Source organism: Streptomyces sp. NPDC012769, from assembly GCF_042901205.1.
Classification (GTDB): Bacteria; Actinomycetota; Actinomycetes; order Streptomycetales; family Streptomycetaceae; genus Streptomyces.
Genome location: NZ_JBIBCP010000002.1, coordinates 708,692 through 733,654, shown reverse-complemented (window position 1 = coordinate 733,654; position 24,963 = coordinate 708,692). Strand labels below are relative to the sequence as shown.

Below are 24,963 nucleotides of genomic sequence, written 5' to 3'. Positions count from 1 at the left end.
GGGAACGTGGCGACCGAGAGGACCCGGCGGTGGTTCGGGGGGCGGGACGAGAGCCGGCGGGCCGAGGCGCAGGCGGCGAAGGATGCCGCCGCGGCCGCGTTCTACGAGCTGGACACCGCCCAGCGGGGGCTCAGGATCTCCGTGGAGACGATCACCGCCGTGGACGACTCGGCGGACGCCCGCCGGGCGGTGGAGGGGTTCGCGGCGCTCGGGCGGCGGATCGACGAGGTCAGTCACGGCTACATCACCGCCGTCGACGCGCACGACCTGGACCGGGACGAGCTGGACGCGGCGACCGCCGGGCGGGCCCGGACGGAGCTGGAGCGGGCCAGGGACGAGCTCGTACGGGTCAAGGGGGAGCTGGACCGGTTCGAGCAGGGGCTCGCGCCGCTGCTCGACCGGGCGGAGACCCAGCTGGCACAGCTGGCACCCGCCGTCGAGCGGGCGCGACAGGCGCTCCGAAGTGCGAGCACCGCTCTCGACACGGTCAGGGAGCAGGGCTTCCGTGCCGAGGACCTCGCGCTCCGGCTCGCCCGCCTCGGGCCCGAGCTGACCCGGCTCAACGAAGGCGCGGGGCGGCACGGCGTCACCGCGACGCTGCAGCGCGCGGACACGGTGCTGCGTGAGGCCGAGGCGGTACGGGCTGAGGCCGAGCGCGTGCCGGAGCGGGCCGCGGAGATCGACAAGCGGCTCGTGTCGCTCCGTACCCGCGCCCAGGCGCTCACCACCCGGGCCGAGGGGGTCGAACCGATCCTGTCCGAGCTGCGCCGCCGCTTCTCGGCCGCGTGCTGGCAGGATCTCCAGCACGTGCCGGAGCAGGCCGTCACCGCCGCCCGGCAGGCCGAGGACCGGCTCGCCGAGGCGGCGAAGGCCCGCGAGGAGCAGCGCTGGCCCGACGCCACCGCGCTCCTGGCCACCGCCCGCGCCCTGCTGAACACGGCCGACGAGGCCGTCTCCGCGGCCGGCGAGCGGCTGCGACGCCTCAATGCCGTCGCCAAGGACCCGCAGGCGGAGATCGACCGGGCGCGTTTCGCCCTGCGGGACGCCCAGCGGCTCGCCATGGCCGGGCGGAACACCCCCGACCCCCGGCACGCCCAGCCGCTCGACGCGGCCGTGGCCCGGCTCGACCGCGCGGTCGCCTCCCTCGACACCGGCCGCCACCCCGACTACTGGGCCTTCCTCACCGAGCTGGCGGCGATCCGCGCCGCCGCCCACGAAGTCGTCGAACGCATCCGGGAGGAGCGGGCGAAGCCGTAACCTGGGGCCATGCCCCGTTACGAGTACCGCTGCCGCACCTGCGGCGACACCTTCGAGCTCAGCCGTCCGATGGCCGAGTCCTCCGCCCCCGCCGCCTGCCCCGCCGGGCACGACGACACCGTCAAGCTGCTCTCCGCCGTCGCCGTGGGCGGCACGGCTGCCGCGCAGAGCGGCCCCTCCGGTGGCGGAGGCTGCTGCGGCGGGGGCTGCTGCGGCTGAGCCCCGGCCGGGGGGCAGGGCCTCACCAGGCACCTCCGCTCCCTAGCTGTCCAGGTAGCGCAGCACCGCGAGCACGCGCCTGCTGTAGCCGTCGCTCCGGCCGGTCAGCTCCAGTTTGTCGAAGATCGCGTTGATGTGTTTCTCCACCGCGCTCCGCGACACATGGAGCCGGGCCGCCACCGACGCGTTCGTGTGGCCCTGCGCCATCGCCGCGAGCACCTCGGTCTCCCTCGGCGTCAGCCGGGCCAGTGGGTCGGTGTGGGAGGAGCGGACGAGGAGCCGGCGTACGACCTCCGGATCGAAGGCCGTACGCCCCGCACCCACCCGTTCCAGGGCGTCCAGGAACTCGTCCACCTGCGCCACCCGGTCCTTCAGCAGATAGCCGACACCGGCCCCGCCCGGCCCGCTCTCCGTGCCGCCGGTCAGCAGCTCGGTCGCGTACCGCTTCTCCACGTACTGCGACAGCACCAGCACCCCCACCTCCGGCAGCCGGGAGCGGATCTCCAGCGCGGCCCGCAGCCCCTCGTCGGTGTGGGTGGGCGGCATGCGGACGTCGGCGACGACCACGTCCGGCGGGTCCGCGTCGACGGCCGCGAGCAGCTCGACGGCGGTGCCGACAGCGGCCCGCACCTCGTGGCCCTCCTCGGCGAGCAGCCGTACGAGCCCTTCGCGCAGCAGGGTCGAGTCCTCGGCCAGCATCACGCGCACGGCAGCACCGCCCGGATCTCCGTCGGCCCGCCCGACGGGCTGTCCACCGCGAACCGCCCGTCCAGCGCGGCGACCCGGCTCGCGAGGCCGGCCAGGCCGCTGCCCCCGGGGTCCGCGCCGCCGCGCCCGTCGTCCCGTACCCGCACGTCCAACTCTCCCTCCCTCCAGAGCACTTCCACGTCCACTCCGCTCGCACCGGCGTGCTTGACCACGTTCGTCACGGCCTCCGAGACGACGAAGTACGCCGCCGTCTCCACCGCCTTCGGCAGGTCCCGGGCGACGGCGTAGCCGAGCCGCACCGGCAGCGGGCCGCGTTCGGCGACCGCCTCCAGGGCCGTGCGCAGGCCCGCCTGGTCCAGGATCGCGGGGTGCACGCGCCAGGCGACCTCGCGGAGTTCGGCGAGGGCCCGCCGGCTCTCCTCGTGGGCCTGGAGCAGCAGTTCGGCGGCGCGGTCGGGGTCCTGGCTGCGGCGCGCGCGGCCGATGAGCATGCCGAGGGCGACGAGCCGCTGCTGCACGCCGTCGTGGAGGTCGCGCTCGATGCGGCGGCGTTCCTCGTGGACGACGTCCATGATCTCGGCCCGGCTCGCGGCGAGTTCGGCGATCCGGGCCTCCAGCGCGTCGGCCTGCCGGGGACCGAGCATCCGAAGCGCCAATTCCCCTTCCCTGCGGGCCACTTGGCCGATCCCCTGCGTGGCGAGGAACAGGAGGAGCAGCCCGCCGAGACCGCCGAGGACGACCATGACCGGCTCCCGCAGGTCGACGAAGAGCCAGCCGACGAGCGCGAAGACGAGATACGCCAGGCCGATCACCGCGCAGCCGAGGACGACCCCGCCGAGCAGGGCGATCGGCCAGCGTGCGACGAGGTACGGGACCGTCCGCGGCTGTCCGTACGGCGGGACGCGGACGCCGAGGAACCGCTCCAGCCGCCACCGCTCCATCCCGACGAGCCGTCCGGCCACCGCCGCCACCGCCCGCCGGCCGCGCGGCCACGCCGTGAACGGGAGCACGGGGAGGGCGGCGAGCGCGGCCACCGCTTCGAGCAGCGCGGCGGCGGCGCCGAGCGCGAGGCCGGCCGCCGTGCGCAGCCCGGTCGCGACGGTGGTGGCGGGCGCGGTCACCGTGCGCTGCCCGCCGGCCCCGCTCGCAGCCGTAGACGCAGCGGCAGACGCAGACGCAGCAGCCGCCTTGGCCTGGACCTGGGCCGGGACCTGGTCCAAGGCTTGCGCCTGGTCCTGCGCCTGCGCCTCGGCCTTGGCCGCCGGCTGCTCCCGCCTGGTCGTCCGCCGCCCGTCCACCCCGCGCTCACTCATGATCGTCCACGCTAGCGCGCCCCGCTCCCCCGCACCCTGCGGAAAACCGCACCGGCCCCTACGGCCCGCAGCAGTCCGCCCCGCCGCCCGGCTTCCTAGCGTCGAGGACATGGAGACCTGGATCAACAGCCTCATGGAAACCCTCGGCGCACCCGGTGCGGGCCTCGCCGTCGCCCTCGAGAACCTCTTCCCGCCCCTCCCCAGCGAGGTGATCCTGCCGCTCGCCGGTTTCGCCGCATCCGCCGGCCGGATGGGCCTGCTCGCCGCGCTGCTGTGGACCACCGCCGGTTCGGTGGTCGGCGCGCTCGCGCTCTACGGCGTGGGAGCGCTGCTCGGCCGTGAGCGGGTGCTCGCCATCGCCGCCCGGCTGCCGCTGGTGAAGGTGGCGGACATCGAGCGGACGGAGGCGTGGTTCGCCCGGCACGGCACCAAGGCCGTGCTGTTCGGCCGGATGGTGCCGATCTTCCGCAGCCTGATCTCGGTGCCGGCCGGGGGCGAACGCATGCCGCTGCCGGTCTTCCTGGCCCTCACGGCCCTCGGCAGCGCGCTGTGGAACACCGCCTTCGTCCTCGCCGGGTACGTGCTCGGCGAGAACTGGGAGCAGGTCACCGACTACGTCTCGGTCTACTCGAAGGCGGTGCTCGTCACGGCGTCGGCCGCGGCGGTGTGCTTCGTCGCGCTGCGGGTCGTACGGGCGCTCAGGCCGGGTCCGGGAGCACGCCGGGCGCGGGCCGCCCGGGCAGATCAGGCCGATCCGGCAGAGCGGGCGGAGACAGAGCGGGCGACGGCACGGCGGGCTCGGACAGACCGCGTGCACCGGACAGACCGGGCGCACCGGACAGGCCGGGCAGGCCGGACAGGCCAGGCGCCGGCAGAGCGGTCTCGCTGAACCAGGGGATCTCCTCGCCCCTCGCCGTCGCCCGGAAGCGGCGCAGGATCTCCTCGCCCGCCGCCACGCCCCGCTCGGCCAGCGCCTCCACGTGGGGGGCGGTCCAGTCGGCGTCGGCGAGCTCGCCGTGGCCGGGACGCCAGGCCCGGTCCGCGACGAGCAGCAGATCGGCGTCGAGCAGCGAGTCGCCGGCGGCCAGGGTGAGGCGGGCGCCGGTGCGGCGGGCGACCTCGCGGACGGCGGCGCTCTTGGTGAGCGGCTTCGGCACCGCGTACACCTTGCGGCCCTGGAGCGAGACCGTCCAGCCGCGCTCGCCCGCCCACTCGGTGAACCGCGCGAGCCAGTCCGCCGGCATCCGTTCCCGCTCGACGACGAGGTAGGCGAACAGGTCCTCGGCCACCCGGTGCTTGCGCACCCAGGAGAGGTCGGTGGTGGCGGTGAAGTAGGCGCGGATCTCGGAGAGCGGGGCGCACGCGTCGGCGATCCGGCGGAGCACGTCGGCGTGCCAGTCGTGGTCGGTGACGCCGTCGACCAGCAGGTGGCCGCCGTTGGCACAGATCGCGTACGTGGGCGTGGGCACGGACGCGGCACCGCGTACGTCCACCTCGTCGCCACTGCCACTGCCGCCCGGGAGGCTGATGCGCTGGTACTGCTTGCGGGTGCGCGTGGTCGTCGGGACGAAGACGGTCTCCTCCGTCAGCGCCCGCAGCTGCTCCGCGGCCTCCTCGGTCATGTAGGAGAGCGGCTTGGACTCGTGGACCTCGACGCAGAGCAGCCGGGGCGCCTCGGCGTCGGGCATGCCGAGGGCGAGGGCGGCGGTCGAGTAGATCAGGGTGCGGTCGAGGTCGCTGGCGACGAGGACGGGGGCGGTGTCGGTGGCGGTGGCGGATGTGTGCGTGGAACTCATCGGGACACCACCGCCTTGCCGTCGGCGCCTGTCGCACCCCTTGTGTACTGGGGGTGGATCAATCCGACGCAGGTGTACGGCAGTCCGTCGACCTCCTCGACCGGTACGCCGCGCTGCTCGGCGAGCAGCCGTACGTGGGCCAGGTCGGCGCCGGCGCCCCGCTGGGCCAGGATCTTCCAGGGGACGCGGCGCAGCAGGACCCGGGTGGTCTCGCCGACGCCCGGCTTGACCAGGTTCACGTCGTGGATGCCGTACTCCTCGCTGATCCGCTCGACGGCCGCCCAGCCCTCCCAGGTGGGCGTCCGGTCGGCGGCGAGAAGCTCCTTGACGTCGGCGTCGACGGTGTCGGCGACCTCGTCGAAGCGGGCGGCGACGGCGTCGAGGAACACGCCGGAGACATCGGAGCCGGCCAGTTCCCGGTAGAACTTGGCGCCGTGGAAGTCGTGCGGGCCGACCAGGTCGGAGCGCAGGACGGTGCGCGAGATCAGGCCGGAGACGGTGGAGTTGAGGCAGGCGGAGGGGATGAGGAAGTCCTCGCGGGTGCCGTAGGTGCGCACGCAGGAGCCGGGATCGGCCAGGACCACGACCTCCGGGTCGAAGCCCTCGCGGGCCCCCGGCGCTCCGGCCGCCCCTGACTCCCCGGCCTGCCCGCTCTCCTCGAACTCCCTGATCGCCTGGGCGAGTTCGCGGGTGATGGCGCCCTTGCCGGTCCAGCCGTCGACGAAGACCACGTCGGCCGGGTCGTGATGGCGCGCGAGCCAGCGCAGCGCGTTGGCATCGATGCCGCGGCCGCGCACGATGGAGACGGCGTAGTGGGGGAGTTCCAGGCCGTGCCGGTGCCGCGCCCAGCGCCGCATCAGCACGCCGACGGGCGTACCGGCTCGGGCCAGGGACACCAGGACGGGGCGGCCGTCGGGCCGTCGGGCGCTCCGCTCCGCCAGCACCGTCTCGGTGACGGTGCCGACCGCGCGGGCGATCCGGGCGGCGGAGGCCTCCAGGGCGCTGTGGAACAGCTCCTGGTAGCGCTCGCTGGGCTGGTACTCGACGGGCAGCGACTCGGCGTAGTGCGCGCCGCCGCTCTGTATGGCCTCCTCGCGCTCCTCGGTCGGGGCCTCGAGTTCGACGTCCGAGAGGTCCTGGAGCAGCCAGCCGACCTCCTCGGGCGCGTACGAGGAGAAGGCGGGGCCGCGGAGGGGCTCGGGCAGCATGGAGCTCCTTTCGGGAGCTTCGTCAGATGGAGGCGATGCGGGGGTCCCCGGTGGTACGTACGAGGGGACGACGGCCAGCACCACGTGCGGTATGTGCGCGGCGAGACGGGCGAGGAGCCCGCCCGGGGCATGGAGTTCGGGGGTGTCGGCCACGGAGTCGACGACGGCGACCACCGCGTCGAAGCCGCCGCCGGCGACGTTGTACGCGTACCGCTCGCCGGGCCCGTCGGCGGGCGCGTCGTGCGCGGGGAAGACGAGCCGGGTCCTTATGGCGTAGCCGGGGTCGTCGACGGCGAGGACGGGCGAGCGGGTGGTGGTGGAGTAGCGGACGTCCGCCCCTCCCCGCTCCAGCTCCTCGGCGAGCCGCAGCGGCGCGTACATGAGCTCCTCGAAGCCGAGGACGAGCACGCGGGGCCGGGGCACGCCGCCGTCGCCCCGGTCTCCGACCGCCGTCCGGGGGCGGAGGGCCTCGCCGAGGCGGGCCGCCATCGCCGGGAGGGCCGCCTCCAGGCGGGTCCGGTGTTCCGGGGTGAAGCCGTGGCGCCCGCCGTCGGGGACACCGGCCGGCCAGGCGAGGTCGACCCGGACCGGGGCGGGGTGCGGGGCGGGCTCCGGCGCCGGGTGCGGGGCCGGGTGCGGGGCCTGGTGGGCGGTCCTCGGTGCGGGCACGGCCGCGGACGGCTCGGGCGCTCCGGCAGCGGCGCTCCCGGTCCCGCCCACCGCCTCGCGCCCCGCCACAGCCTCCAGCCCAGTCCCGGCCTCGTGCGCGCCCGCCGCCACCTCGTGCCCGCCCGCCGCAGCCTCGGGCCCAGCCGCCACCTCGTGCGCGGCCGCCGCCGCCTCCTGCGCGGCCACCAGCTCCTGGCCCTTCTCCAGGACGCCGTCCGGGAGGCCCACCGTGCCCGCCGCGAGGGTGATCAGGTCGACGCGGGCGCCGAGCTCGGCGGCGAAGGCGGTGAGGCGGTCGCGGTCGGCGGGGCCGCGCATGTCGACGAGGGCGACCACCACATAGCGCTCGCGCGGGTGGCGTTCGTGCAGGTCACGAATGGTGTTGAGGACCGTGTTGCCGGTGGAGAACTCGTCGTCCACCAGCACCAGCGGCCCGTCGCCCGCGAGCAGCTTCGGGTCCTCGGGGAGCAGCAGGTGGGAGGTGGCGTGCGAGTGGGACTCCTCGAAGCCGCCGGCCTGGGCGACGCCGGGGACCGGCCGCCGGGTGGAGTGGAGGTACGGGGCGAGGGCCAGGCCGTCGGCGACGCTGTGGCCGAGGCCGGTCGCGGTCTCCGCGTAGCCGAGGACGACGGCCCGCGCCGCCTCCTCGTCGCCGAGCAGCGCCCGGACCCGTACGCCCAGGTCGTAGCCCGCGTCCCGCACCACCGAGGGGCGCTGCGGCACGTGCTTGCCGAGCACGTTGGAGACCAGCAGATGGGCGCGCTTGGGGTTACGGCGCAGTGCGAGGCCCAGCAGGCCCGGTAGCTCCTCGTCGCCGATCAGTTCGACGCCCAGTCGCTCCGCGACCCAGGTTCCGGTCCACACCACGTCGTCGTTGTCCCTTCGTCAGCCGTCGGCCGGCCGTCAGCCGGCGAGTCCGGCGGTGAGCAGCTCCACGAAGCCGATGTCCTCGCGGGCGACGCCGAAGACCTCGGCGCGCCGCAGGGTCCGTTCGGCCCACGCGCGGTGCGGCTTCACCTCGTTCATCTTGTTCGTATAGGCGGATCGGAGCACGCCGCCACCGCCGCGTTCCGGCCGCAGGATGTCCTGGGCGTCGCTGAACTCCTCGTGACTGACGACGGACAGCGCGTGCACCGGCAGCACATGGGTGGGGTGGATGCAGGTCTTGCCGAGGAGGCCGTTGGCGCGGTCGAGTTCGATCTCGCGCAGCAGTCCGTCGAGGTCGTGCTCGATGAGCGCGGTGCGCAGGTCCTCTGCGCGGCCCTCCAGGAAGGGGCTGCGGCGCAGCTGTGGCTTGAACATGCGCTCGCCGGGGCGGAAGTACTCCCAGACGGGGCCGGTGATGGTGAATCCCGTGCCGTCGGAGCGGCCGAGGACGTTGACGACGTCGCCGATGACGTGGGCGACGATCTGGACGTCGTAGGCGGTCATGTCGGGCGAGCGGCGCAGCCCGTAGTTGGAGCAGAAGTCGGTGACGCCGAGGCGGAGGGCGAGGATCCGCTCGCGGTACTTGCCGGTGAGGGCGGCGATGCCGGCCAGGGTCTCGGCCCGGGTCTCCAGGTGGAGCAGCTCGGGGGACTCCAGGACGGGCATGGCGAAGAGCCGGTGGCCCGAGGCCTGCTCGGCGGCGGTGAGCGCTTCGAGGAAGGGCCGGCCGCGGGTCTCGGTGAACTTGGGGAGTACGAATCCGGACAGCAGCCGAACCGTTTCGCCGAGCCGGGAGACGAGCTCGGTGATCTGGCGCGGCTCGCGGACCCGGATGAAGAGCAGGGGCAGGTCCTCCACCCCACCGCTACCGCCGCCGGCATCCGCGCCGCCCGCGCCCTCGCGACCGCTCCCCGCGCCGCCCGCGCCCTCGCGACCGCCCGCCGTGTCGCCGGCCGCCGCCGCGAGGGCGGCGAACTGGCCGACCAGGTTGTCCTCGCCCGCCTCGACGTCGGCGTCACTGATGGAGTCCTCCAGGCACAGCACCATCGAGGCCACGCCCCGCGCGGCCTGTTTGCGCACGTCGTCGGCGAGCCGCGGCCTGGTGGCCGGGCTGTAGAGCGTGGCACCGAGGGCCACGGCGAGCGTGCGCGCCGGGGAGCCGGCCGAGAACTCGGCGGGCTCCTGGTGGAACAGCCCGCTCCGCGTGGCGGCCGGGATGTGCCCGAAATGACGCATGTTCTCCCCCGACTGGCCCCTCAAGGCCCTGACGACATGTGGCCGGTAATAGTACGTAGGTGAGGGTGTCCGTAGTTCCCCGCGTACGTGAAGTTCAGGTAACTCGTCCGCATCCGGCCCCCCACGTTGTCCGGAAGGTGGGCGGGCAGGGAAGATGACGGGCATGACGCACGCGATGCTGAAGGGCTCCAACGTCCCTCTCGACACCGCGGCCGTACGGGCCGTGCTCCGCTGGACTCCGGGACCCGGGGTGCCCGACGTGGACGCCTCGGCCCTGCTGCTCGGCCCGGACGGACGCGTGCGGTCCGACGAGGACTTCGTCTTCTACAACCAGCCGCGCCATCCCTCGGGACTGGTGCGCCGGCTGGCGAAGAAGCGTGGGCCCGAGGGGCTCACGGACACCGTGGAGGCCGATCTGGGCGCGCTCGACGCCTCGGTCGACCAGGTGGTGATCGCCGCCTCCTCCGACGGTGACACCTTCCGTCGCGTCTCCGACCTGCGGATCATGCTGTTCGACGCGGCGCCGGGAGCCGCCGGGACGGCGGACGGGGAGCCGCTCGCGGTCTTCGACGTGTCGGCGGAGACCGGCGAGGAGACGGCGATCATCTGCGGCGAGCTGTACCGGCGCGGCGAGGGCTGGAAGTTCCGCGCGGTGGGCCAGGGCTATCCGACCGGCCTGGTCGGACTCGCCACGGACTTCGGGGTCTCGGTGGACGACGCGGCGGAGGGCGGCGGCGACACGGAGCCGGAGGGCGACACAGTCGCCCCCGACGCCTCCTCGGCACCCGCCCCGGCCCCGGGGCACGACCCGGACGCGACGATGGTCCACACCCCGGCCGGGGCCGCGGTGCCGCCGCCTCCGGGGCCCGTACCCCCGCAGCCCACCGCTCCCCCGGCACCGGCGTACGGCTATCCGCAGCCGGCCGGTGCACCGGCACCGGGCCCCGTTCCCGCGTACGGCTATCCGCACGCGGCCGCGGAGTTCCGCATGCCGCCGATGGGGCCGCAGTTCGTCGGGCGCTGACGTCTCCGGCCCCGGCGACACCGAGGTGGCCGCCCGCTGCCGGCCGGACAGCTGCCGACCGGCCGGCTGCCGACCGAACGACTTCCGGCCGCTCCGGCCGAACGGCTGCCGGCCGGCCGTGCTCAGGTCTTCGACTTGTAGCCGCGGCCCCACTGCAGGCCCCATCCGTACAGCCGGTCCAGCTCGGCCTGGAAGCCGTACACGAACCTCACCTCGCGGCGGACGACGAGCTCGTTCTTGACGTTCTCGACGGTGAACACGGCGCAGGAGCGGGCCTGCGGCGCGTCCTCGTCCAGCTCGATCTCGATCCGCGGGCCGTTGCTGGGGTAGAGCGTGACCGTCGCGTGGGTGCGGTCGAAGGCCGGGGTCTGGTCGTAGATGTAGACGAAGAACAGCAGGCGTTTGATCGCGTCCCGGTGGTCGAGGTTGACGAAGATCGTCTCGCCGGACGGCGCCCCGAACCGGTCGTCGCCGCTGAGCTTCACGTACGGCGGCTCGTTCAGCTCGCCGAAGAAGCCGCCGAGCGGCTGCACCACGCCCTTGCTGCCGTCGGCCAGCTCGTAGAGGCAGCCGAGGTCGAGGTCGACGTTGACGACGCCCTGGGTGTGGGCCTGGACCTCCTCGGGCTTGAAGAGCTTCAGGGGGTGGCGCAGCAGGCTGCTCGACTGGCGGGGGCGGCGCTCGATGTCGGAGCTCCGCATCCGCCAGGAGAGGTTGACCCGGAGGTTGCCGGTGGCGGCGCCCTGCTTGGTGAGGGAGACGCTGGGACGGCGTCTGGTCAGGTCGATCGAGTTCGACGCGGACCCACCCGAGTCGAACGGCTCTCCCCTGGCCGGAAAGAGATTGTCCAGGAAGCCCATGGCTCCGCACCCCCCACGCTCGTTCCCACGTCGTCCGTACCCCCGCCCGGCGCCTCACGCGCCGCGGGGCGGCCGGGTGCACCGGCCGCCCCGCAGAGAAGCGTTCCTCATGGACGGGGGTGTCACACCCCCGACTTCACCTCTGTCTTGTCCGAGGGGTCAGCTTTTCCCTCGGCCGCCGCGAGGGCCCGGTTGCGGCGGACGGAGGACAGGAAGGACGCCGCGATGAGGATGACGCCGATCGTGCCGGTGATGAGCTCGCTGATCTCGTGCTGGATGGTGATGAGCAGGATGACCGCGAGCGCGCCGATGGCGTAGTGGGCGCCGTGCTCCAGGTAGACGTAGTCGTCGAGGGTGCCCTGGCGGACCAGGTAGACCGTGAGCGAACGGACGTACATCGCGCCGATGCCGAGGCCGAGCGCCATCCAGAAGATGTGGTTGGTGATGGCGAAGGCGCCGATGACACCGTCGAAGGAGAAGGAGGCGTCGAGGACTTCCAGGTACAGGAAGAGGAAGAACGCCGCCTTGCCGGCCAGGCCGACCGCGGAGACCTGCTTGCCCTGGGCCTTGGCCTTCTCCTCCTCCTCGTGCTCGCGCTCCTCCTCTTCCTCGAGCTTGTTCTCGAAGAAGCCGGAGAGACCGCCGACGATGAGGTACGTGATGAGGCCGGCGACGCCGGAGAGCAGCACGGTCGCGGACTTGTCCACGTGACCGACGCTGGTGTGCGCGTGGGTGGCGAAGGTCATCGCGGAGACCAGCAGGGCGACGAGGGCGACGCAGACCGACAGCATGTCGACCTTGCCGAGCTTCGCCAGCGGGCGCTCGAGCCAGCCGAGCCACTTGATGTCGCGCTCCTCGAAGATGAAGTCGAGGAAGATCATGAGCAGGAACATGCCACCGAAGGCGGCGATCGCCGGGTGGGCGTCGGTGACCAGCGCCTCGTACTGCTCCGGCTTGTCCATCGCGAGCTGGACGGCCTCGATCGGGCCGACCTTGGCGCTGATGGCGACGATCGCGACGGGGAAGACCAGCCGCATACCGAAGACCGCGACCAGAATGCCGATCGTGAGGAAGATCTTCTGCCAGAAGGCATTCATCTTCTTCAGGATTCCGGCGTTGACGACCGCGTTGTCGAAGGACAGCGAGATCTCGAGGATCGACAGGATCAGAACGACCCCGAACGCCTCCCACCCCCACTGCCAAGCGGCGAAAGCGAGGCCGAGCGCCGTGATGGCGAACGACCACCCGAAGGTTTTCAGAACCACTGTCTACCCCATCGTGTAAGAACGCGGCTTTACGAAACGTTGACCCCGAAGTCTAGAGCGATGCCCCGGAGCCCGGACGCGTACCCCTGCCCCACCGCCCGGAACTTCCATTCGCCGTTGTAGCGGTACAGCTCGCCGAAGATCATCGCCGTTTCGCCGGAGGCGTCCTCGGAGAGGTCGTAGCGGGCGAGCTCCTGGCCGTCCGCCTGGTTGACCACGCGGATGAAGGCATTGCTGACCTGGCCGAAGGTCTGGCCGCGGTTGTCGGCCTCGTGGATCGAGACCGGAAAGATGATCTTGTCGCAGTGGGCCGGGACCTTGGTGAGGTCCACGATGAGCGACTCGTCGTCGCCGTCGCCCTCGCCGGTGAGGTTGTCACCGGTGTGCTCGACGGAGCCCTCGGGGCTCGTGAGGTTGTTGTAGAAGACGAAGTACTCGTCGCCGAGCACGCGCCCCGACTGGCACAGCAGGGCGCTGGCGTCGAGGTCGAAGGGGGCTCCGGTGGTGGACCGCGCGTCCCAGCCGAGGCCCACGAGCACCTGGGCGAGGTTGGGTGCGGCCTTGGAGAGGGAGACATTGCCTCCCTTGGCGAGCGTGACGCCCATGACGTGGTTCCTCCCCGGTGGTTGCTGCGAGTGCGGGCCCCGGACGGCGCGGGCCCTGTGCGGCTTGGCCCTGTGCGGGCGCGGCCCTCTGCGGTGCGCGGGGCGCGCGGGCGCGCCCGAGGCACGTCCGGCGCCGCACGGGAGGTGCGGCGCCGGACGGATGCGGTGCGTCGGCTCAGACGTTGACGCCGAAGTCCTGCGCGATGCCGCGCAGGCCCGAGGCGTAGCCCTGGCCGACGGCGCGGAACTTCCACTCCGCCCCGTTGCGGTAGAGCTCGCCGAAGACCATGGCCGTCTCGGTCGAGGCGTCCTCGGACAGGTCGTAGCGCGCGATCTCGGCACCGCCGGCCTGGTTCACGACGCGGATGAACGCGTTGCGGACCTGGCCGAAGGACTGCTGCCGGTTGTCGGCGTCGTAGATCGAGACAGGGAAGACGATCTTGGCGACGTCGGCGGGGACGCCGGCCAGGTTGACCTTGACCTGCTCGTCGTCGCCCTCGCCCTCACCGGTGAGGTTGTCACCGGTGTGCTCGACGGAGCCGTCCGCGCTCTTGAGGTTGTTGAAGAAGACGAAGTCCTGGTCGTTGCGGACCTTGCCCTCCGCGTTCACCAGGATGGCGCTGGCGTCGAGGTCGAAGTCCGTACCGGTGGTGGTGCGGACGTCCCAGCCCAGACCGACGGTGACGGCGGTCAGGCCAGGGGCCTCCTTGGTCAGCGAGACGTTGCCGCCCTTGCTGAGGCTGACTCCCACGAGTCCCTCCATTGGTTTCCAGGGGCAGCGCCCCCAGTCGTGCGTTGGCATCGGATCAACGTCTGGATCCTAGTGACGGGTTCCCCGTGGAAACAGACGTTTCGCCCGAGTGTTGGAGCCGGACTCCCCCAAGGGCCGGTCGGCGGTGCGCTCAGAGGGCGGCGAGGGCGTCGAGGCAGGCGTCCAGGTCACGGGCGTCCGGGAGGGCGTTGACCACCGACCAGCGGACCGTGCCCGTCCTGTCGATGACGAAGGTGCCGCGCACGGCGCACCCCTTGTCCTCGTCGAAGACGCCGTAGGCGCGGGAGGCCTCGCCGTGCTTCCAGAAGTCGGACAGCAGCGGGAACTCCAGGCCCTCCTGCTCGCCGAAGACGCGCAGGGTGTGGATGGAGTCGTTGGAGACGGCGAGCAGCTGGGTGTCGTCGTTGACGAAGCGGTCCAGGTTGTCGCGCAGCTCGCGCAGCTCACCGGTGCACACGCCGGTGAAGGCGAAGGGGTAGAAGAACAGCACGACGTTCTTGCTGGTCGCGGGATCCGCGAAGAAGTCGGAGAGCCGCACGGTGCGGCCGTGGTTGTCCTTCAGCTCGAAGTCCGGAGCCTCGGCCCCGATCTCGATCGCCATCGCGTACGCGTCCCTTCGCCCGGCGGCCCGGCTGCTTGGGCCGAATCGGTGAAACCCACCCTAAGGGGCGGCCGGGGATGCGCAGAGCCCCCGCCGGTGTGACCGGCGGGGGCTCCGTGCAGCGTATGTGGGGAAGGATCAGCGCTTCGGGGTGCCGAGTCGGGTGCCGACCCAGTCCTTGGCGACGCTGATGCTCTTGGTCTGGGAGAGACCAGCGGTCTGCGCGGCATCGTTGATGTCGCTCGGCTCGATGTAGCCGTCGCGGCCCGTCTTCGGCGAGAGCAGCCAGATGGAGCCGCCCTCCTCCAGGAGACCGATGGCGTCCACCAGGGCGTCGGTGAGGTCACCGTCCTCGTCACGGAACCACAGCAGCACGACGTCGGCGACGTCGTCGTAGTCCTCGTCCACGAGTTCCTGGCCGATGGTGGACTCGATGCCTTCGCGGAGATCGAAGTCGACGTCGTCGTCGTAGCCGATCTCCTGGACCACCTGTCCGGGCTCGAACCCCAGCCTCGCTGCCGGGTTGGTCCGCTCCTCCGCGTGGTCCGCGGTCGCGCTCACGGCTTGCCTCCTGATCATGTATCGGAAAATGCTTCGACCGCGCGCGGGCGCGCGGCGCTGGCCGTAGTCCACACGTGCCGGGGCTGATCGCGCAAGTACCCGGCCGATGAGACCGCCGAAACGGTGACGTTTGGGGCCGTCTCGCCGCAACCTCCGGCGAGGGCCCGTCGCGCTCCGTGACGAGTCACGCACTCTTCGCCCCGCATTGTGGGGCTCTGCGGCTTCAGTCTGCCGAACATGCTGACGAAACGCATGCGCGGGATGGGCGTAAGGTTGCGATTTGACCGAACAGGGCACCCCGGGAGGGTTACCTCTCGGTAAAGATGACGTTTGCCACCGCCGGGGTACACGATGAACATCCCGGCCTCAGCGGGGCTCCCCTTCCCCGGGGGCTCCACGACCAGCGAAGGAACAGCGTGGCTTCCGCATCCGATCGCAACCCGATCATCATTGGCGGTCTTCCCAGCCAGGTCCCGGATTTTGATCCCGAAGAGACCCAGGAATGGCTCGACTCCCTGGACGCCGCCGTCGACGAGCGAGGCCGGGAGCGGGCCCGCTACCTCATGCTGCGGCTGATCGAGCGAGCCCGTGAGAAGCGGGTCGCCGTCCCCGAGATGCGCAGCACGGACTACGTCAACACCATCGCCACCAAGGACGAGCCCTTCTTCCCCGGCAACGAGGAGATCGAGCGCAAGGTCCTCAACGCCACCCGCTGGAACGCCGCCGTGATGGTCTCGCGCGCCCAGCGCCCCGGCATCGGGGTCGGCGGTCACATCGCGACCTTCGCCTCCTCCGCCTCGCTGTACGACGTCGGCTTCAACCACTTCTTCCGCGGCAAGGACGAGGGCGACGGCGGCGACCAGATCTTCTTCCAGGGCCACGCCTCCCCCGGCATCTACGCCCGCGCCTTCCTGCTGGACCGGCTGAACGAGACGCAGCTCGACGCCTTCCGCCAGGAGAAGTCGAAGTTCCCCGACGGCCTGTCCTCCTACCCGCATCCGCGCCTGATGCCGGACTTCTGGGAGTTCCCCACCGTGTCGATGGGCCTCGGCCCGCTCGGCGCGATCTACCAGGCCCGGATGAACCGCTACATGGAGGCGCGCGGCATCGCCGACACCTCCAAGTCGCATGTGTGGGCCTTCCTCGGCGACGGCGAGATGGACGAGCCGGAGTCGCTCGGTCAGCTGACCATCGCGGCCCGGGAGGGCCTCGACAACCTCACCTTCGTCGTCAACTGCAACCTCCAGCGGCTCGACGGCCCGGTGCGCGGCAACGGCAAGGTCATCCAGGAGCTGGAGTCCGTCTTCCGCGGCGCCGGCTGGAACGTCATCAAGCTGGTCTGGGACCGCTCCTGGGACCCGCTGCTCGCCCAGGACCGCGACGGCGTGCTCGTCAACCGGATGAACACCACGCCGGACGGCCAGTTCCAGACGTACGCGACGGAGACCGGCGCCTACATCCGCGACCACTTCTTCGGCGACGACCAGCGGCTGCGGGCCATGGTCGAGAACATGACCGACGACCAGATCCTGCACCTGGGCCGCGGCGGTCACGACCACCGGAAGATCTTCGCGGCGTTCTCGGCGGCCAAGGCCCACAAGGGCCAGCCGACGGTGATCCTCGCCAAGACCGTCAAGGGCTGGACGCTGGGCCCCAACTTCGAGGGCCGCAACGCCACCCACCAGATGAAGAAGCTGACGGTCGACGACCTCAAGCGCTTCCGCGACCGGCTGCACATCCCGATCACGGACAAGCAGCTGGAGGGCGGCCTGCCGCCGTACTACCACCCGGGCCGGAACTCCGAGGAGATCCAGTACATGCACGACCGCCGCAAGGCGCTCGGCGGGTACGTGCCCACCCGCGTGGTCCGCGCCAAGCCGCTGGTGCTGCCCGAGGACAAGACCTACGCGGCGGTGAAGAAGGGCTCCGGCCAGCAGTCGATCGCCACCACGATGGCCTTCGTCCGGCTGCTGAAGGACCTGATGCGGGACAAGGAGATCGGCAAGCGCTTCGTGCTGATCGCGCCGGACGAGTACCGCACCTTCGGCATGGACTCGTTCTTCCCGAGCGCCAAGATCTACAACCCGCTCGGCCAGCAGTACGAGGCCGTGGACCGCGAGCTGCTCCTCGCCTACAAGGAGTCCCCGACCGGTCAGATGCTGCACGACGGCATCTCCGAGGCGGGCTGCACCGCCTCGCTGATCGCCGCCGGCTCGGCGTACGCCACGCACGGCGAACCGCTCATCCCGGTCTACGTCTTCTACTCGATGTTCGGCTTCCAGCGCACCGGCGACCAGTTCTGGCAGATGGCGGACCAGCTCGCCCGCGGCTTCGTGCTCGGCGCCACCGCCGGCCGCACCACGCTGACCGGCGAGGGTCTCCAACACGCGGACGGCCACTCGCACCTGCTCGCCTCGACCAACCCGGCCTGTGTCGCCTACGACCCCGCCTTCGGCTTCGAGATCGCGCACATCGTCCAGGACGGTCTGCGGCGCATGTACGGACCCGATGCCGAGGACGTCTTCTACTACCTGACGGTCTACAACGAGCCGATCCAGCACCCGGCCGAGCCCGCCGACGTGGACGCCGACGGCATCCTCAAGGGCATCTACCGCTACCGGGCCGGCGAGGCCGGCGCGATCCCGGCCCAGATCATGGCCTCCGGTGTCGCCGTGCCGTGGGCGGTGGAGGCGCAGCGGATCCTCGCCGAGGAGTGGAACGTCCGCGCCGACGTCTGGTCCGCCACGTCCTGGAACGAGCTGCGCCGCGAGGCCGTGGCCGTCGAGGAGCACAACCTGCTCCACCCGGACGAGGAGCAGCGCGTCCCGTACGTGACGCGGAAGCTCCAGAACGCCCAGGGCCCGTTCGTGGCCGTCTCGGACTGGATGCGCTCGGTGCCGGACCAGATCTCGCGCTGGGTGCCGGGCAGCTACACCTCCCTCGGCGCCGACGGCTTCGGCTTCGCGGACACCCGGGGCGCCGCCCGCCGCTACTTCCACATCGACGCCCAGTCCATCGTGCTGGCGGTGCTCACGGAGCTGGCCCGCGACGGCAAGGTCGACCGCTCGGTCCTCAAGCAGGCCGTCGACCGCTACCAGCTGCTCGACGTCGCCGCGGCCGACCCGGGCCCGGCGGGCGGCGACGCGTGACGCCGTGACGCCGTGACGAACCGGCGCGGTAGCCGGCAGCCGGTAGCACATAGCACCTGCTGAGGGGCGGTGGGACCGTGGTCCCGCCGCCCTTCGGCGTTCCTTACGATGCCGGGCATGAAGGAACACTGGGAAGAGCGGACCCGGATGCCGCTGCTGGTGCTGGCGGTGGCGTTCGGCATCGCCTACGCCGTGCCGATCGTGGCACCGGACGCCGACCCCTGGGTGCACCGGCTGTGCGGCTGGGTGGAGTGGGCGGTGTGGGCCGCGTTCGCCCTGGACTACGTGATCCGGCTCGTGCTCGCGCCGGCCCGCTGGGCCTTCGTGCGCAAGCACCCGCTCGACCTGCTCGCGGTGCTGCTGCCGCTGGTGCAGCCGCTGCGGCTGCTCAGGGTGGTCTCCACACTCCTCCTGGTGGGTCGGCGGGCCCGGATGGCTCCGCAGATCACGCTCACCACCTATGTGGCGGGCGCGGTGGTCGGGCTGATGATGTTCGGCTCGCTGGCCGTGCTCCATGTGGAGCGGGACGCCCCCGACGGCAACATCAAGACGCTCGGTGACGCCGTCTGGTGGTCCTTCACCACGATGACGACCGTCGGCTACGGCGACCACGCCCCGACCACGGGCCTCGGCCGGGTGCTCGCGGTCGGTCTGATGCTGTCCGGGATCGCCCTGCTCGGTGTGGTGACCGCGAACATCGCGGCCTGGTTCATCTCCCGCTTCGAGCGGGACGACGCGGTCGAGCGCCGGCAGACGCAGCTGCTGGAGGCGCTGACCCTGGAGGTGCGGGAGCTGCGGGCCGAGGTCGCGCGCCTCTCGGCCCCGCCGGCTCAGGCCGCCCCCCAGATTCCCTCCCCTATCGTTCCCAGATCTTGAACGCCCTGACCTTGTAGGGCGTCTGTGGCACCCAGGTCCCGCGCCCCGGGTAGGTCTCGAACTCGCCGGTCTCCGCGCACTCGGCGGACTGGTAGGTGGTGACCGGCCGCCCGGTGCGGTTGGCGAGCGCCTGGGCGCTCGCGCCCGCAGGTAAGGCCGTGCAGCTCTCGATGTCCACCGAGGCCAGCTCATGGGTCAGTGCCCGGCCCTTGAAGTCCGCCTTGGGCCACAGGCACAGCTGGCCAGGACCGCACGCCCCGAGGGCCGTGGCGGTGGTGCGGGCGGCGGTGCCGGTGACAGTCGCGGGCGCGGCTGCCGGTGCGGCCGCCGCCGGGGCCGCGAGGAGGGCGGTCAGGGCGACCGCCGCGGCGAGGAAGGTCTTCGTGTACATGCAGGTGAACCCCCGTTTCGTAACTCTCCGTAGTCACGAGGATGGAGCACCGCACCCCGGGGACGGAAGAGGGGCCGCCCCCGTTCCTTCGAACGGGTGACGGCCCCCTAAGGGAACCCCGAGGACGTCAGATGTGGGCGGCGCCGGCGCCCGCCTCCGCGTTGGCGCCCCGCTTGGTGAGCGTGGCGACGAGCGCGGCGACGACGGCCACCACGCCGGCGACGGTGAAGGCGAGGCCCATGCCCTGCAGGAAGGTGTCGTGGATGACCTTGCCGATGACCGAGACCATGTCCGGCGTCATGCCCGGCGCCTTGGCCAGCTCCGGCGGCACCATGCCGAATTCGGCCGCCTGCTCCAGGCGCGGGTCGGCGGGCCCGGGGATGCCGGCGTCCTTCCAGTTCTCGGCGAAGGCGTCGGACACCTTCGAGGACATGACCGCACCGAGCACCGCCGTGCCGAGCGCGCCGCCGACCTGCATGGCGGCCTGCTGGAGACCGCCGGCCACACCGGACAGCTCCAGCGGCGCGTTGCCGACGATGACCTCCGTGGCGCCGACCATGACCGGGGCGAGGCCCAGGCCGAGCAGGGCGAACCACAGGGACATGGTGAGCGTGCCGGTGCCGGAGCCGAGGGTGATCATGCCGAACATCGCGGCGGCCGTGCAGACCATGCCGCCGACCAGCGGGACCCGCGGTCCGAACTTGGTGATCAGCGCGCCGGCCAGCGGCGAGGAGACGATCATCATCGCGGTCAGCGGCAGCAGGCGCAGTCCGGCGTCGATCGGGCCGAGCCCCTTCACTCCCTGGAGGTAGAAGGTCACGAAGAACAGGCCGCCCATGAAGGCGAAGGCCATCAGGACCATCAGCACCACGCCGGCCGAGAGCGGCACGGAGCGGAACATCGCCAGCGGGATGAGCGGCTCCTTGACCTTGGTCTCCCAGGCGGCGAAGACCGCGAAGAGCACGACGGCGCCGATCAGGCAGCCCCAGGTGTTGGCGCTGCCCCAGCCCCAGGACTCGCCGGCCTTGATGATGCCCCAGATGAGGGAGCCCATGGCGGCGGAGAGCAGCACGATCCCGAAGACGTCGAAGGAACGCGGGGCGTTCTCCGCGCGGTGGTCCTTGAGGATCACCAGGCCGAGGACGAGGGCCAGGACGCCGACGGGGACGTTGATGAAGAAGACGGACTGCCAGCTGACGTTCTCGACGAGGAAGCCGCCGAGGATCGGGCCGCCGGCGGTGGAGGCGCCGATGACCATGCCCCAGATGCCGATGGCCATGTTCAGCTTCTCGGCGGGGAAGGTGGCCCGCAGCAGGCCGAGCGCGGCCGGCATGAGCAGGGCGCCGAAGAGGCCCTGCAGGACGCGGAAGGCGATCACGAGCCCGATCGAGCTCGACATGCCGATCGCGCCGGAGGCGAGGGCGAAGCCCGCGATGCCTATGAGGAAGGTCTGGCGGTGCCCGAAGCGGTCGCCGAGCTTGCCGGCGGTGATCAGGGCGACGGCGAGGGCCAGGAGGTAGCCGTTGGTGATCCACTGGACCTCGGCCAGCGAGGCCTGAAGGTCTTCCTTGATGGCGGGATTGGCGATGGCGACGATCGTGCCGTCGAGCGCGACCATCATCACGCCGACGGCCACCCCAAATCTTCCTTAGGTGGGTAGGTCATCTCTACAGTGCCGGTATGCCTGTAGCACTGGAATACGCCCACCTGGTCTACGCCAAGCGCTGGCCGCTGCGCGCCGGTCTGTACGGCCGCCAGAGCGACGACCGGACAGGGAAGGCGTCCTCGGTTGCCGAACAGTTCGAGCACGACCATGCGTTGTGCGACAGGTTCGGTATCGAAGTCGTCGCCGAATTCGGGGACCCGGGCGTATCCGCCAGCCGGTACGGCAACCGCAGTCCGACCAACCCTCGCCGCGCGACCACCAGGAAGCGCGACGACTTCATTGCCATGGTCGACACGATCAGGGCAGGCAAGCTCGACCTCATCATGGCCTTCCTGCCGAACCGCCTCTACCGCGACATCGCCGAGTACGTCACCCTGCGGAACGCGTGCATGGAGGCCGACACCCTTCTCAGCTACGGCGGCAACGTCTACGACCTGTCCAAGCCGGAAGACCGCCGGATCACCGCCCAGGACGCCCTCGCGGCCGAAGGGGAAGCGGACAGCATCCACATCACCAATTCCAGGACGGCTGCTGCGCATGCGCAGGACGGCAAGCCTTGGGGGCCGCTCATCTTCGCGTACAGGCGCCTCTACGACTCGTCCACGGGGGAGCTGCTCGGCCAGTTCCTCGAGGACGACAAGGTCGACGTCGCCAAGCAGTGCTGGATCGACGCCGATTCCGGCATCTCCACCTACCGCATCGCGAAGTGGCTCCGCGGACTCGGGAAGCAAGCTGAGCGCCCCAACGGCATCCCGTGGACCCCCGACCACGTCCGCGCCATGCTCCTGAACCCGGCCTACATCGGGAAGAAGGTCCATCGGGGCGAGATCATTGGGGACGCTGCGTGGCCGGCGCTCCTGGAGAGCGAGGAGGAGGTGGCCATGTTCCACCGGGTCAAGGAGAAGCTGGAGGACCCGGCCCGGCGGACCCAGCGGGAGTCGCGTGCGGCCCATCTGCTCTCGCGGATCGCGCTGTGCGGCGAGTGTGGTGACCACGCGCTGCTGACCGCGGGAAAGCGCAACAGCGGCGTGCAGTACCTGAACTGCATGGAAGCGTACGACACGGCGCTGCGCGAGGACTGGCTGGACGCGTTCGTCGAGACGGCGGTCCTGGAGTGGCTGGCCTCTCCGGTCGCGCGCGAGGCGTTCTTTCCCCAGGACGACGAGCGGGACAAGAAGCTGGAGAAGGTCCGGGCCCAGCTGAAGGCACTGACGGAGCAGCTGGAGGAAGCGCAGGCGCTGGCAACTGAGTTCGACGAGGAGCTCGGAGCGTTTCGGCTGTCGGCTCAAGCCTTGTCCGTTCTGGAACGGTCTCTTGGCCCGAAGATCAAGGCGGCGGAGGAGAAGGTCTCCGAGATGACGGCGGGGGTCCCGAAGACGTTGCAGGAGCTCATTCTGGCGACTGACCCCTGGGTGGTCTGGTTCGGCGACGAGGAGAACGGCCGGCCGGGGCTGTCGCTGGATCAGAAGCGGGACGTGCTGCGCAAGGTGGTCACGGTGCGGCTCTACAAGGCGTCGCGGAAGGGGGTGCGGTCGCTGGAGCCCGGGCGGATCAAGCTTTCGTTCGTCGGGCAGCCGGGGTTCATCAAGCGGCCGATCACCGCGAAGGAGCATGCGCAGGCGCAGCAGGAGGCTGCGGTGAAGGAGCTGGAGGAAGCGAGGAGCCGGCGCGCGGCCAAGCTGGGCTGAGGACGTGAGGAAGCGCAGCACGCTGCGCGTGCTGCGCTTCTTGCTGCCCCCCTTGGGGATCTCAGGGGATGCCCGGCTGGGAGCCGTCGTCCCAGCGCTGCTGCCACAGGCCGTTGTCGACGATGTGCCCGAGGGCCTCGTTGATGTCGGCGCAGAGTTGCTCGGTCATGTGGTCCGGGTCGACGAGCCAGATGAGCTCGCCTTCTCGTTCTACGGGCAGCACTGTGAGTCCCCCAGGCAGCTTCTCAAGCTCAATCCGTACGCTCGCCTGCCGCGCGGCCATGACGCCGTCCACTCGGCCCCCCTGTGTCGCTCTGTCGTTTTGGTAGTGGTGGTGCGGGTGGTGCTGGGGCCGCGCGGGTGTGGGGCTCGGCGGCGATCTGGTGCTGGTTAGCCCCAGCCGGTGTCGTTGTTGGCGACAGGGGTGGCCGTGGGCTCGCTCGGGGTGGGCTCGGGGGCAGGGCGGCCCCACCCGGTGTCAGCGACGATGGTCGTCGGCTCGGGGCTGGTGGCAGCAGCGGTTCCGGCGAGGCCGGCGACTGTGAGGGCGGCGGCTGCGAGGGCGGCGAGCGTCTTGGGTCGCATGGTCACTTCCTTCAAGTGAGGCTAGCCATAATCGATTGATTGTACGAACGCGGCTTACTGACTGTACGCTCGCCGATCCTTAGTGCAATGTTCAAGTCATATGCCACTTCCGATTTCTGCAGTTGCGGGTATCTGCAATCATGTGGCGCAAGGGACCACAGGGGAGGCAGCGCATGCACGGCTCCGAGCTCGACCTTCCGTCCGGCGCGGACGAGACTTACGAACTCATCATCGAAGAGCGCTTGGTGCCAGACGACGCCCCCGGCCTGCAGGAGCTCCAGGCGCTCGGGCTGGTCGCGCCGAACCCTGTCAGGCCCGGGCGATACGTCGCGCTCGATGCCCAGCTCGCGATCAGGCGCCTCATGGCCGCGGAGCAGACCGCCCTCCACCGCACAGCCCAGCGCATGGCCAGCATCGCCGCGCTCGACCGCCTCGCCGCCCGTCACAGCGAGGCACGCTTCTGGAGCGGCCCCAGCGCGGAATACCTGCCTACGCCGGAGCTCGTGTCCGCGCGGATCGCCGAGGCAACGAACAGGGCCACCACCGAGGTTCTGACGGCACAGCCCGGCTTCCGGAAACGCGCGATCATCGACAGCGTCATGGAACGGGACATCGAGCTACTGCTGCGCGGCGTGCAAATGCGGATCCTGTATCACGCGAGCACGCGAGTGAACCCGGCCGTGAAGGACTACACCCACGAGATGCTCGCCCACGGGGCCGAGATCCGCGTCCTCCACGGCCCGTTCTCGCAGATCATCATCATCGACTCGCGCGAGGCCTTCATCCGCAACGTCGCGAGCGGCGACGAGACCGACATGTCGGGGTGGCACGTCCGGGACCTGGCCGCAGTCACCTACATGCGGGACTCGTACCTGCATGACTGGGTGCGGGCGGAGGCCTGGGAGGACGAGGAGGTCAAGAAGTCCACGGGCCGCCTGGCGAAGCGGCAGCAGGAGGTACTGCGGCTGCTGGCAGCCGGCTTCGAGCAGGGGCAGATCGCGACGCGGCTGAGCGTCAGCGAGCGGACGGTGGCCAAGGACATCGCAGCGATGCGTGCGGAGCTGGGCCTATCGACGACCTTCCAGCTCGCGGTTTGGTACGGAAAGCAGCAGCCGGAGGGCTGACGGTCAGCTACTTCTGAGTCTTCGGCTTGGCCGAGGCGAAGGCCTCCAACATGGCCAGAACGCGATCCTGGTCGGCTGGATCGAGCTGGTCGAACCGGGCGACGAAGGCGCGGGCCTTACCCGAGGCGCTCCACTGCGTTGTGACGCCGTGGAACTGATAGCCCGCGGCGTCCTGAAGCAAGGGCAGCGGCAGGTCATAGCCGGCGGCAAGCGCCTGAAGTTCAGGGAGCTTCGGCGGGGTGAGATTGGGGGCGTCCTTCTCGAGCCGCTCCAGCGTGCTCCTCTTCAGAGCGACATCCGGAGGGAACACGCACCGCTCCTCCAGGGCTCGGTAGCTGATCCCGAGTTCCTGGTGGCGCTCGCGTAGGACTTCGGACAGGGTCCTGAGCGACTGCTCCTGTTCAGCCATGTCGATCATCCTGCCACTCCCACGTGTGGTGGTGCTTCTTCGGGTGTCCATGAG

The 24,963-nt window shown here is 71.2% G+C and carries 22 protein-coding genes and 1 pseudogene; 8 read left to right on the top strand and 15 right to left on the bottom strand.

The genetic code is table 11. The features are described from left to right. Positions 1-6 precede the first annotated feature (6 nt). Positions 7-1,257 (top strand): hypothetical protein, encoded by a 1,251-nt coding sequence (locus ACFY7C_RS12315; RefSeq protein WP_389647867.1) that lies wholly within the window; start codon positions 7-9, stop codon positions 1,255-1,257. 9 nt (positions 1,258-1,266) lie between these two features. Beyond that, on the top strand, positions 1,267-1,476 hold the full coding sequence (locus ACFY7C_RS12310) for a zinc ribbon domain-containing protein (protein WP_389647864.1): 210 nt from the start codon (positions 1,267-1,269) through the stop codon (positions 1,474-1,476). 42 nt (positions 1,477-1,518) lie between these two features. Here the strand turns inward: ACFY7C_RS12310 and ACFY7C_RS12305 are convergent, their stop codons facing one another. Together ACFY7C_RS12305 and ACFY7C_RS12300 are read right to left on the bottom strand one after the other, a co-directional pair. Beyond that, positions 1,519-2,184 carry a LuxR C-terminal-related transcriptional regulator gene (locus tag ACFY7C_RS12305; RefSeq protein WP_389647861.1) on the bottom strand — a complete coding sequence of 222 codons (666 nt, stop codon included), beginning with the start codon at positions 2,182-2,184 and terminating at the stop codon, positions 1,519-1,521. Beyond that, the gene (locus ACFY7C_RS12300; RefSeq protein WP_389647858.1) at positions 2,175-3,497 is read right to left on the bottom strand and encodes a sensor histidine kinase; all 1,323 of its coding nucleotides are present in this window, start codon (positions 3,495-3,497) and stop codon (positions 2,175-2,177) included. The genes ACFY7C_RS12305 and ACFY7C_RS12300 overlap by 10 nt, the downstream gene beginning before the upstream one ends. Positions 3,498-3,606: 109 nt before the next feature. On the opposite strand from ACFY7C_RS12300, the gene ACFY7C_RS12295 reads away from it, so the two are divergent. Continuing rightward, positions 3,607-4,386: a DedA family protein gene (locus tag ACFY7C_RS12295; protein WP_389647855.1), complete on the top strand. Its 780-nt coding sequence runs from the start codon at positions 3,607-3,609 to the stop codon at positions 4,384-4,386. A gap of 19 nt (positions 4,387-4,405) precedes the next feature. Here ACFY7C_RS12295 and ACFY7C_RS12290 read toward each other — a convergent pair. The 3 genes and pseudogenes from ACFY7C_RS12290 to ACFY7C_RS12280 form a co-directional block, all read right to left on the bottom strand. Then, positions 4,406-5,293, bottom strand: a pseudogene (locus ACFY7C_RS12290) (HAD family hydrolase); the annotation flags it as partial. After that, entirely contained in the window at positions 5,290-8,037 is a 2,748-nt protein-coding gene (locus ACFY7C_RS12285; RefSeq protein WP_389647852.1) for a phosphoribosyltransferase, read from the bottom strand. The pseudogene ACFY7C_RS12290 and the gene ACFY7C_RS12285, both read right to left, overlap by 4 nt. 36 nt (positions 8,038-8,073) lie before the next feature. Then, positions 8,074-9,333 carry an HpcH/HpaI aldolase/citrate lyase family protein gene (locus ACFY7C_RS12280; RefSeq protein WP_389647850.1) on the bottom strand — a complete coding sequence of 420 codons (1,260 nt, stop codon included), beginning with the start codon at positions 9,331-9,333 and terminating at the stop codon, positions 8,074-8,076. A gap of 154 nt (positions 9,334-9,487) precedes the next feature. Here ACFY7C_RS12280 and ACFY7C_RS12275 point away from each other — a divergent pair, with 154 nt between their 5' ends. Next, positions 9,488-10,357, top strand: a complete 870-nt coding sequence (locus ACFY7C_RS12275) for a TerD family protein (protein ID WP_389647848.1) — start codon at positions 9,488-9,490, stop codon at positions 10,355-10,357. Between the two features lie 122 nt (positions 10,358-10,479). Here ACFY7C_RS12275 and ACFY7C_RS12270 read toward each other — a convergent pair whose 3' ends face one another. The 6 genes from ACFY7C_RS12270 to ACFY7C_RS12245 form a co-directional block, all read right to left on the bottom strand. Then, complete coding sequence (locus ACFY7C_RS12270) at positions 10,480-11,217, bottom strand: Tellurium resistance (protein WP_389647845.1); 738 nt, start codon at positions 11,215-11,217, stop codon at positions 10,480-10,482. Positions 11,218-11,339: 122 nt separating this feature from the next. Further along, on the bottom strand, positions 11,340-12,482 hold the full coding sequence (locus ACFY7C_RS12265) for a DUF475 domain-containing protein (protein ID WP_389647843.1): 1,143 nt from the start codon (positions 12,480-12,482) through the stop codon (positions 11,340-11,342). A gap of 29 nt (positions 12,483-12,511) precedes the next feature. Then, positions 12,512-13,087, bottom strand: coding sequence for a TerD family protein (locus ACFY7C_RS12260; protein ID WP_389647840.1), 576 nt, complete (start codon positions 13,085-13,087; stop codon positions 12,512-12,514). Positions 13,088-13,262: 175 nt separating this feature from the next. Continuing rightward, the gene (locus ACFY7C_RS12255; RefSeq protein WP_132917322.1) at positions 13,263-13,838 is read right to left on the bottom strand and encodes a TerD family protein; all 576 of its coding nucleotides are present in this window, start codon (positions 13,836-13,838) and stop codon (positions 13,263-13,265) included. A gap of 151 nt (positions 13,839-13,989) precedes the next feature. Continuing rightward, positions 13,990-14,460 carry a peroxiredoxin gene (locus ACFY7C_RS12250; RefSeq protein WP_389647837.1) on the bottom strand — a complete coding sequence of 157 codons (471 nt, stop codon included), beginning with the start codon at positions 14,458-14,460 and terminating at the stop codon, positions 13,990-13,992. Positions 14,461-14,598: 138 nt separating this feature from the next. Further along, complete coding sequence (locus ACFY7C_RS12245; RefSeq protein WP_389647834.1) at positions 14,599-15,021, bottom strand: DUF3052 domain-containing protein; 423 nt, start codon at positions 15,019-15,021, stop codon at positions 14,599-14,601. Positions 15,022-15,437: 416 nt separating this feature from the next. Here ACFY7C_RS12245 and aceE point away from each other — a divergent pair, with 416 nt between their 5' ends. Beyond that, a complete protein-coding gene (gene aceE, locus ACFY7C_RS12240) occupies positions 15,438-18,170 on the top strand; it encodes a pyruvate dehydrogenase (acetyl-transferring), homodimeric type (protein WP_389647832.1) in 2,733 nt (910 codons plus the stop codon). Positions 18,171-18,287: 117 nt separating this feature from the next. Further along, positions 18,288-19,046: a potassium channel family protein gene (locus ACFY7C_RS12235; protein ID WP_389647830.1), complete on the top strand. Its 759-nt coding sequence runs from the start codon at positions 18,288-18,290 to the stop codon at positions 19,044-19,046. On the opposite strand, the gene ACFY7C_RS12230 is transcribed toward ACFY7C_RS12235, so the two are convergent. Both ACFY7C_RS12230 and ACFY7C_RS12225 read right to left on the bottom strand, forming a co-directional pair. Further along, positions 19,027-19,437 carry a peptidase inhibitor family I36 protein gene (locus tag ACFY7C_RS12230; protein WP_389647827.1) on the bottom strand — a complete coding sequence of 137 codons (411 nt, stop codon included), beginning with the start codon at positions 19,435-19,437 and terminating at the stop codon, positions 19,027-19,029. The two genes, ACFY7C_RS12235 and ACFY7C_RS12230, sit on opposite strands and share 20 nt — an antisense overlap. Before the next feature lie 127 nt (positions 19,438-19,564). Beyond that, complete coding sequence (locus ACFY7C_RS12225) at positions 19,565-21,073, bottom strand: MFS transporter (RefSeq protein ID WP_389647824.1); 1,509 nt, start codon at positions 21,071-21,073, stop codon at positions 19,565-19,567. Between the two features lie 44 nt (positions 21,074-21,117). On the opposite strand from ACFY7C_RS12225, the gene ACFY7C_RS12220 reads away from it, so the two are divergent. After that, positions 21,118-22,791, top strand: a complete 1,674-nt coding sequence (locus tag ACFY7C_RS12220; RefSeq protein WP_389647821.1) for a recombinase family protein — start codon at positions 21,118-21,120, stop codon at positions 22,789-22,791. 390 nt (positions 22,792-23,181) lie between these two features. Here the strand turns inward: ACFY7C_RS12220 and ACFY7C_RS12215 are convergent, their stop codons facing one another. Next, positions 23,182-23,376, bottom strand: a complete 195-nt coding sequence (locus tag ACFY7C_RS12215; RefSeq protein ID WP_389647819.1) for a hypothetical protein — start codon at positions 23,374-23,376, stop codon at positions 23,182-23,184. Between the two features lie 173 nt (positions 23,377-23,549). Here ACFY7C_RS12215 and ACFY7C_RS12210 point away from each other — a divergent pair, with 173 nt between their 5' ends. After that, positions 23,550-24,500 carry a LuxR C-terminal-related transcriptional regulator gene (locus ACFY7C_RS12210; RefSeq protein ID WP_389647816.1) on the top strand — a complete coding sequence of 317 codons (951 nt, stop codon included), beginning with the start codon at positions 23,550-23,552 and terminating at the stop codon, positions 24,498-24,500. A gap of 7 nt (positions 24,501-24,507) precedes the next feature. Here ACFY7C_RS12210 and ACFY7C_RS12205 read toward each other — a convergent pair whose 3' ends face one another. Continuing rightward, positions 24,508-24,909: a hypothetical protein gene (locus ACFY7C_RS12205; protein WP_389647813.1), complete on the bottom strand. Its 402-nt coding sequence runs from the start codon at positions 24,907-24,909 to the stop codon at positions 24,508-24,510. Between the last annotated feature and the right edge of the window lie 54 nt (positions 24,910-24,963).

What these genes read in the sequence shown, in the direction of transcription:
- ACFY7C_RS12280 (WP_389647850.1), bottom strand. Translation starts at nt 9,333, where the DNA reads ATGCGTCATTTCGGGCACATCCCGGCCGCCACGCGGAGCGGGCTGTTC.
- ACFY7C_RS12205 (WP_389647813.1), bottom strand. Translation starts at nt 24,909, where the DNA reads ATGGCTGAACAGGAGCAGTCGCTCAGGACCCTGTCCGAAGTCCTACGC.
- ACFY7C_RS12230 (WP_389647827.1), bottom strand. Translation starts at nt 19,437, where the DNA reads ATGTACACGAAGACCTTCCTCGCCGCGGCGGTCGCCCTGACCGCCCTC.
- ACFY7C_RS12235 (WP_389647830.1), top strand. Translation starts at nt 18,288, where the DNA reads ATGAAGGAACACTGGGAAGAGCGGACCCGGATGCCGCTGCTGGTGCTG.
- ACFY7C_RS12270 (WP_389647845.1), bottom strand. Translation starts at nt 11,217, where the DNA reads ATGGGCTTCCTGGACAATCTCTTTCCGGCCAGGGGAGAGCCGTTCGAC.
- ACFY7C_RS12260 (WP_389647840.1), bottom strand. Translation starts at nt 13,087, where the DNA reads ATGGGCGTCACGCTCGCCAAGGGAGGCAATGTCTCCCTCTCCAAGGCC.
- ACFY7C_RS12210 (WP_389647816.1), top strand. Translation starts at nt 23,550, where the DNA reads ATGCACGGCTCCGAGCTCGACCTTCCGTCCGGCGCGGACGAGACTTAC.
- ACFY7C_RS12220 (WP_389647821.1), top strand. Translation starts at nt 21,118, where the DNA reads ATGCCTGTAGCACTGGAATACGCCCACCTGGTCTACGCCAAGCGCTGG.
- ACFY7C_RS12275 (WP_389647848.1), top strand. Translation starts at nt 9,488, where the DNA reads ATGACGGGCATGACGCACGCGATGCTGAAGGGCTCCAACGTCCCTCTC.
- ACFY7C_RS12215 (WP_389647819.1), bottom strand. Translation starts at nt 23,376, where the DNA reads ATGCGACCCAAGACGCTCGCCGCCCTCGCAGCCGCCGCCCTCACAGTC.
- ACFY7C_RS12295 (WP_389647855.1), top strand. Translation starts at nt 3,607, where the DNA reads ATGGAGACCTGGATCAACAGCCTCATGGAAACCCTCGGCGCACCCGGT.
- ACFY7C_RS12300 (WP_389647858.1), bottom strand. Translation starts at nt 3,497, where the DNA reads ATGAGTGAGCGCGGGGTGGACGGGCGGCGGACGACCAGGCGGGAGCAG.
- ACFY7C_RS12250 (WP_389647837.1), bottom strand. Translation starts at nt 14,460, where the DNA reads ATGGCGATCGAGATCGGGGCCGAGGCTCCGGACTTCGAGCTGAAGGAC.
- ACFY7C_RS12310 (WP_389647864.1), top strand. Translation starts at nt 1,267, where the DNA reads ATGCCCCGTTACGAGTACCGCTGCCGCACCTGCGGCGACACCTTCGAG.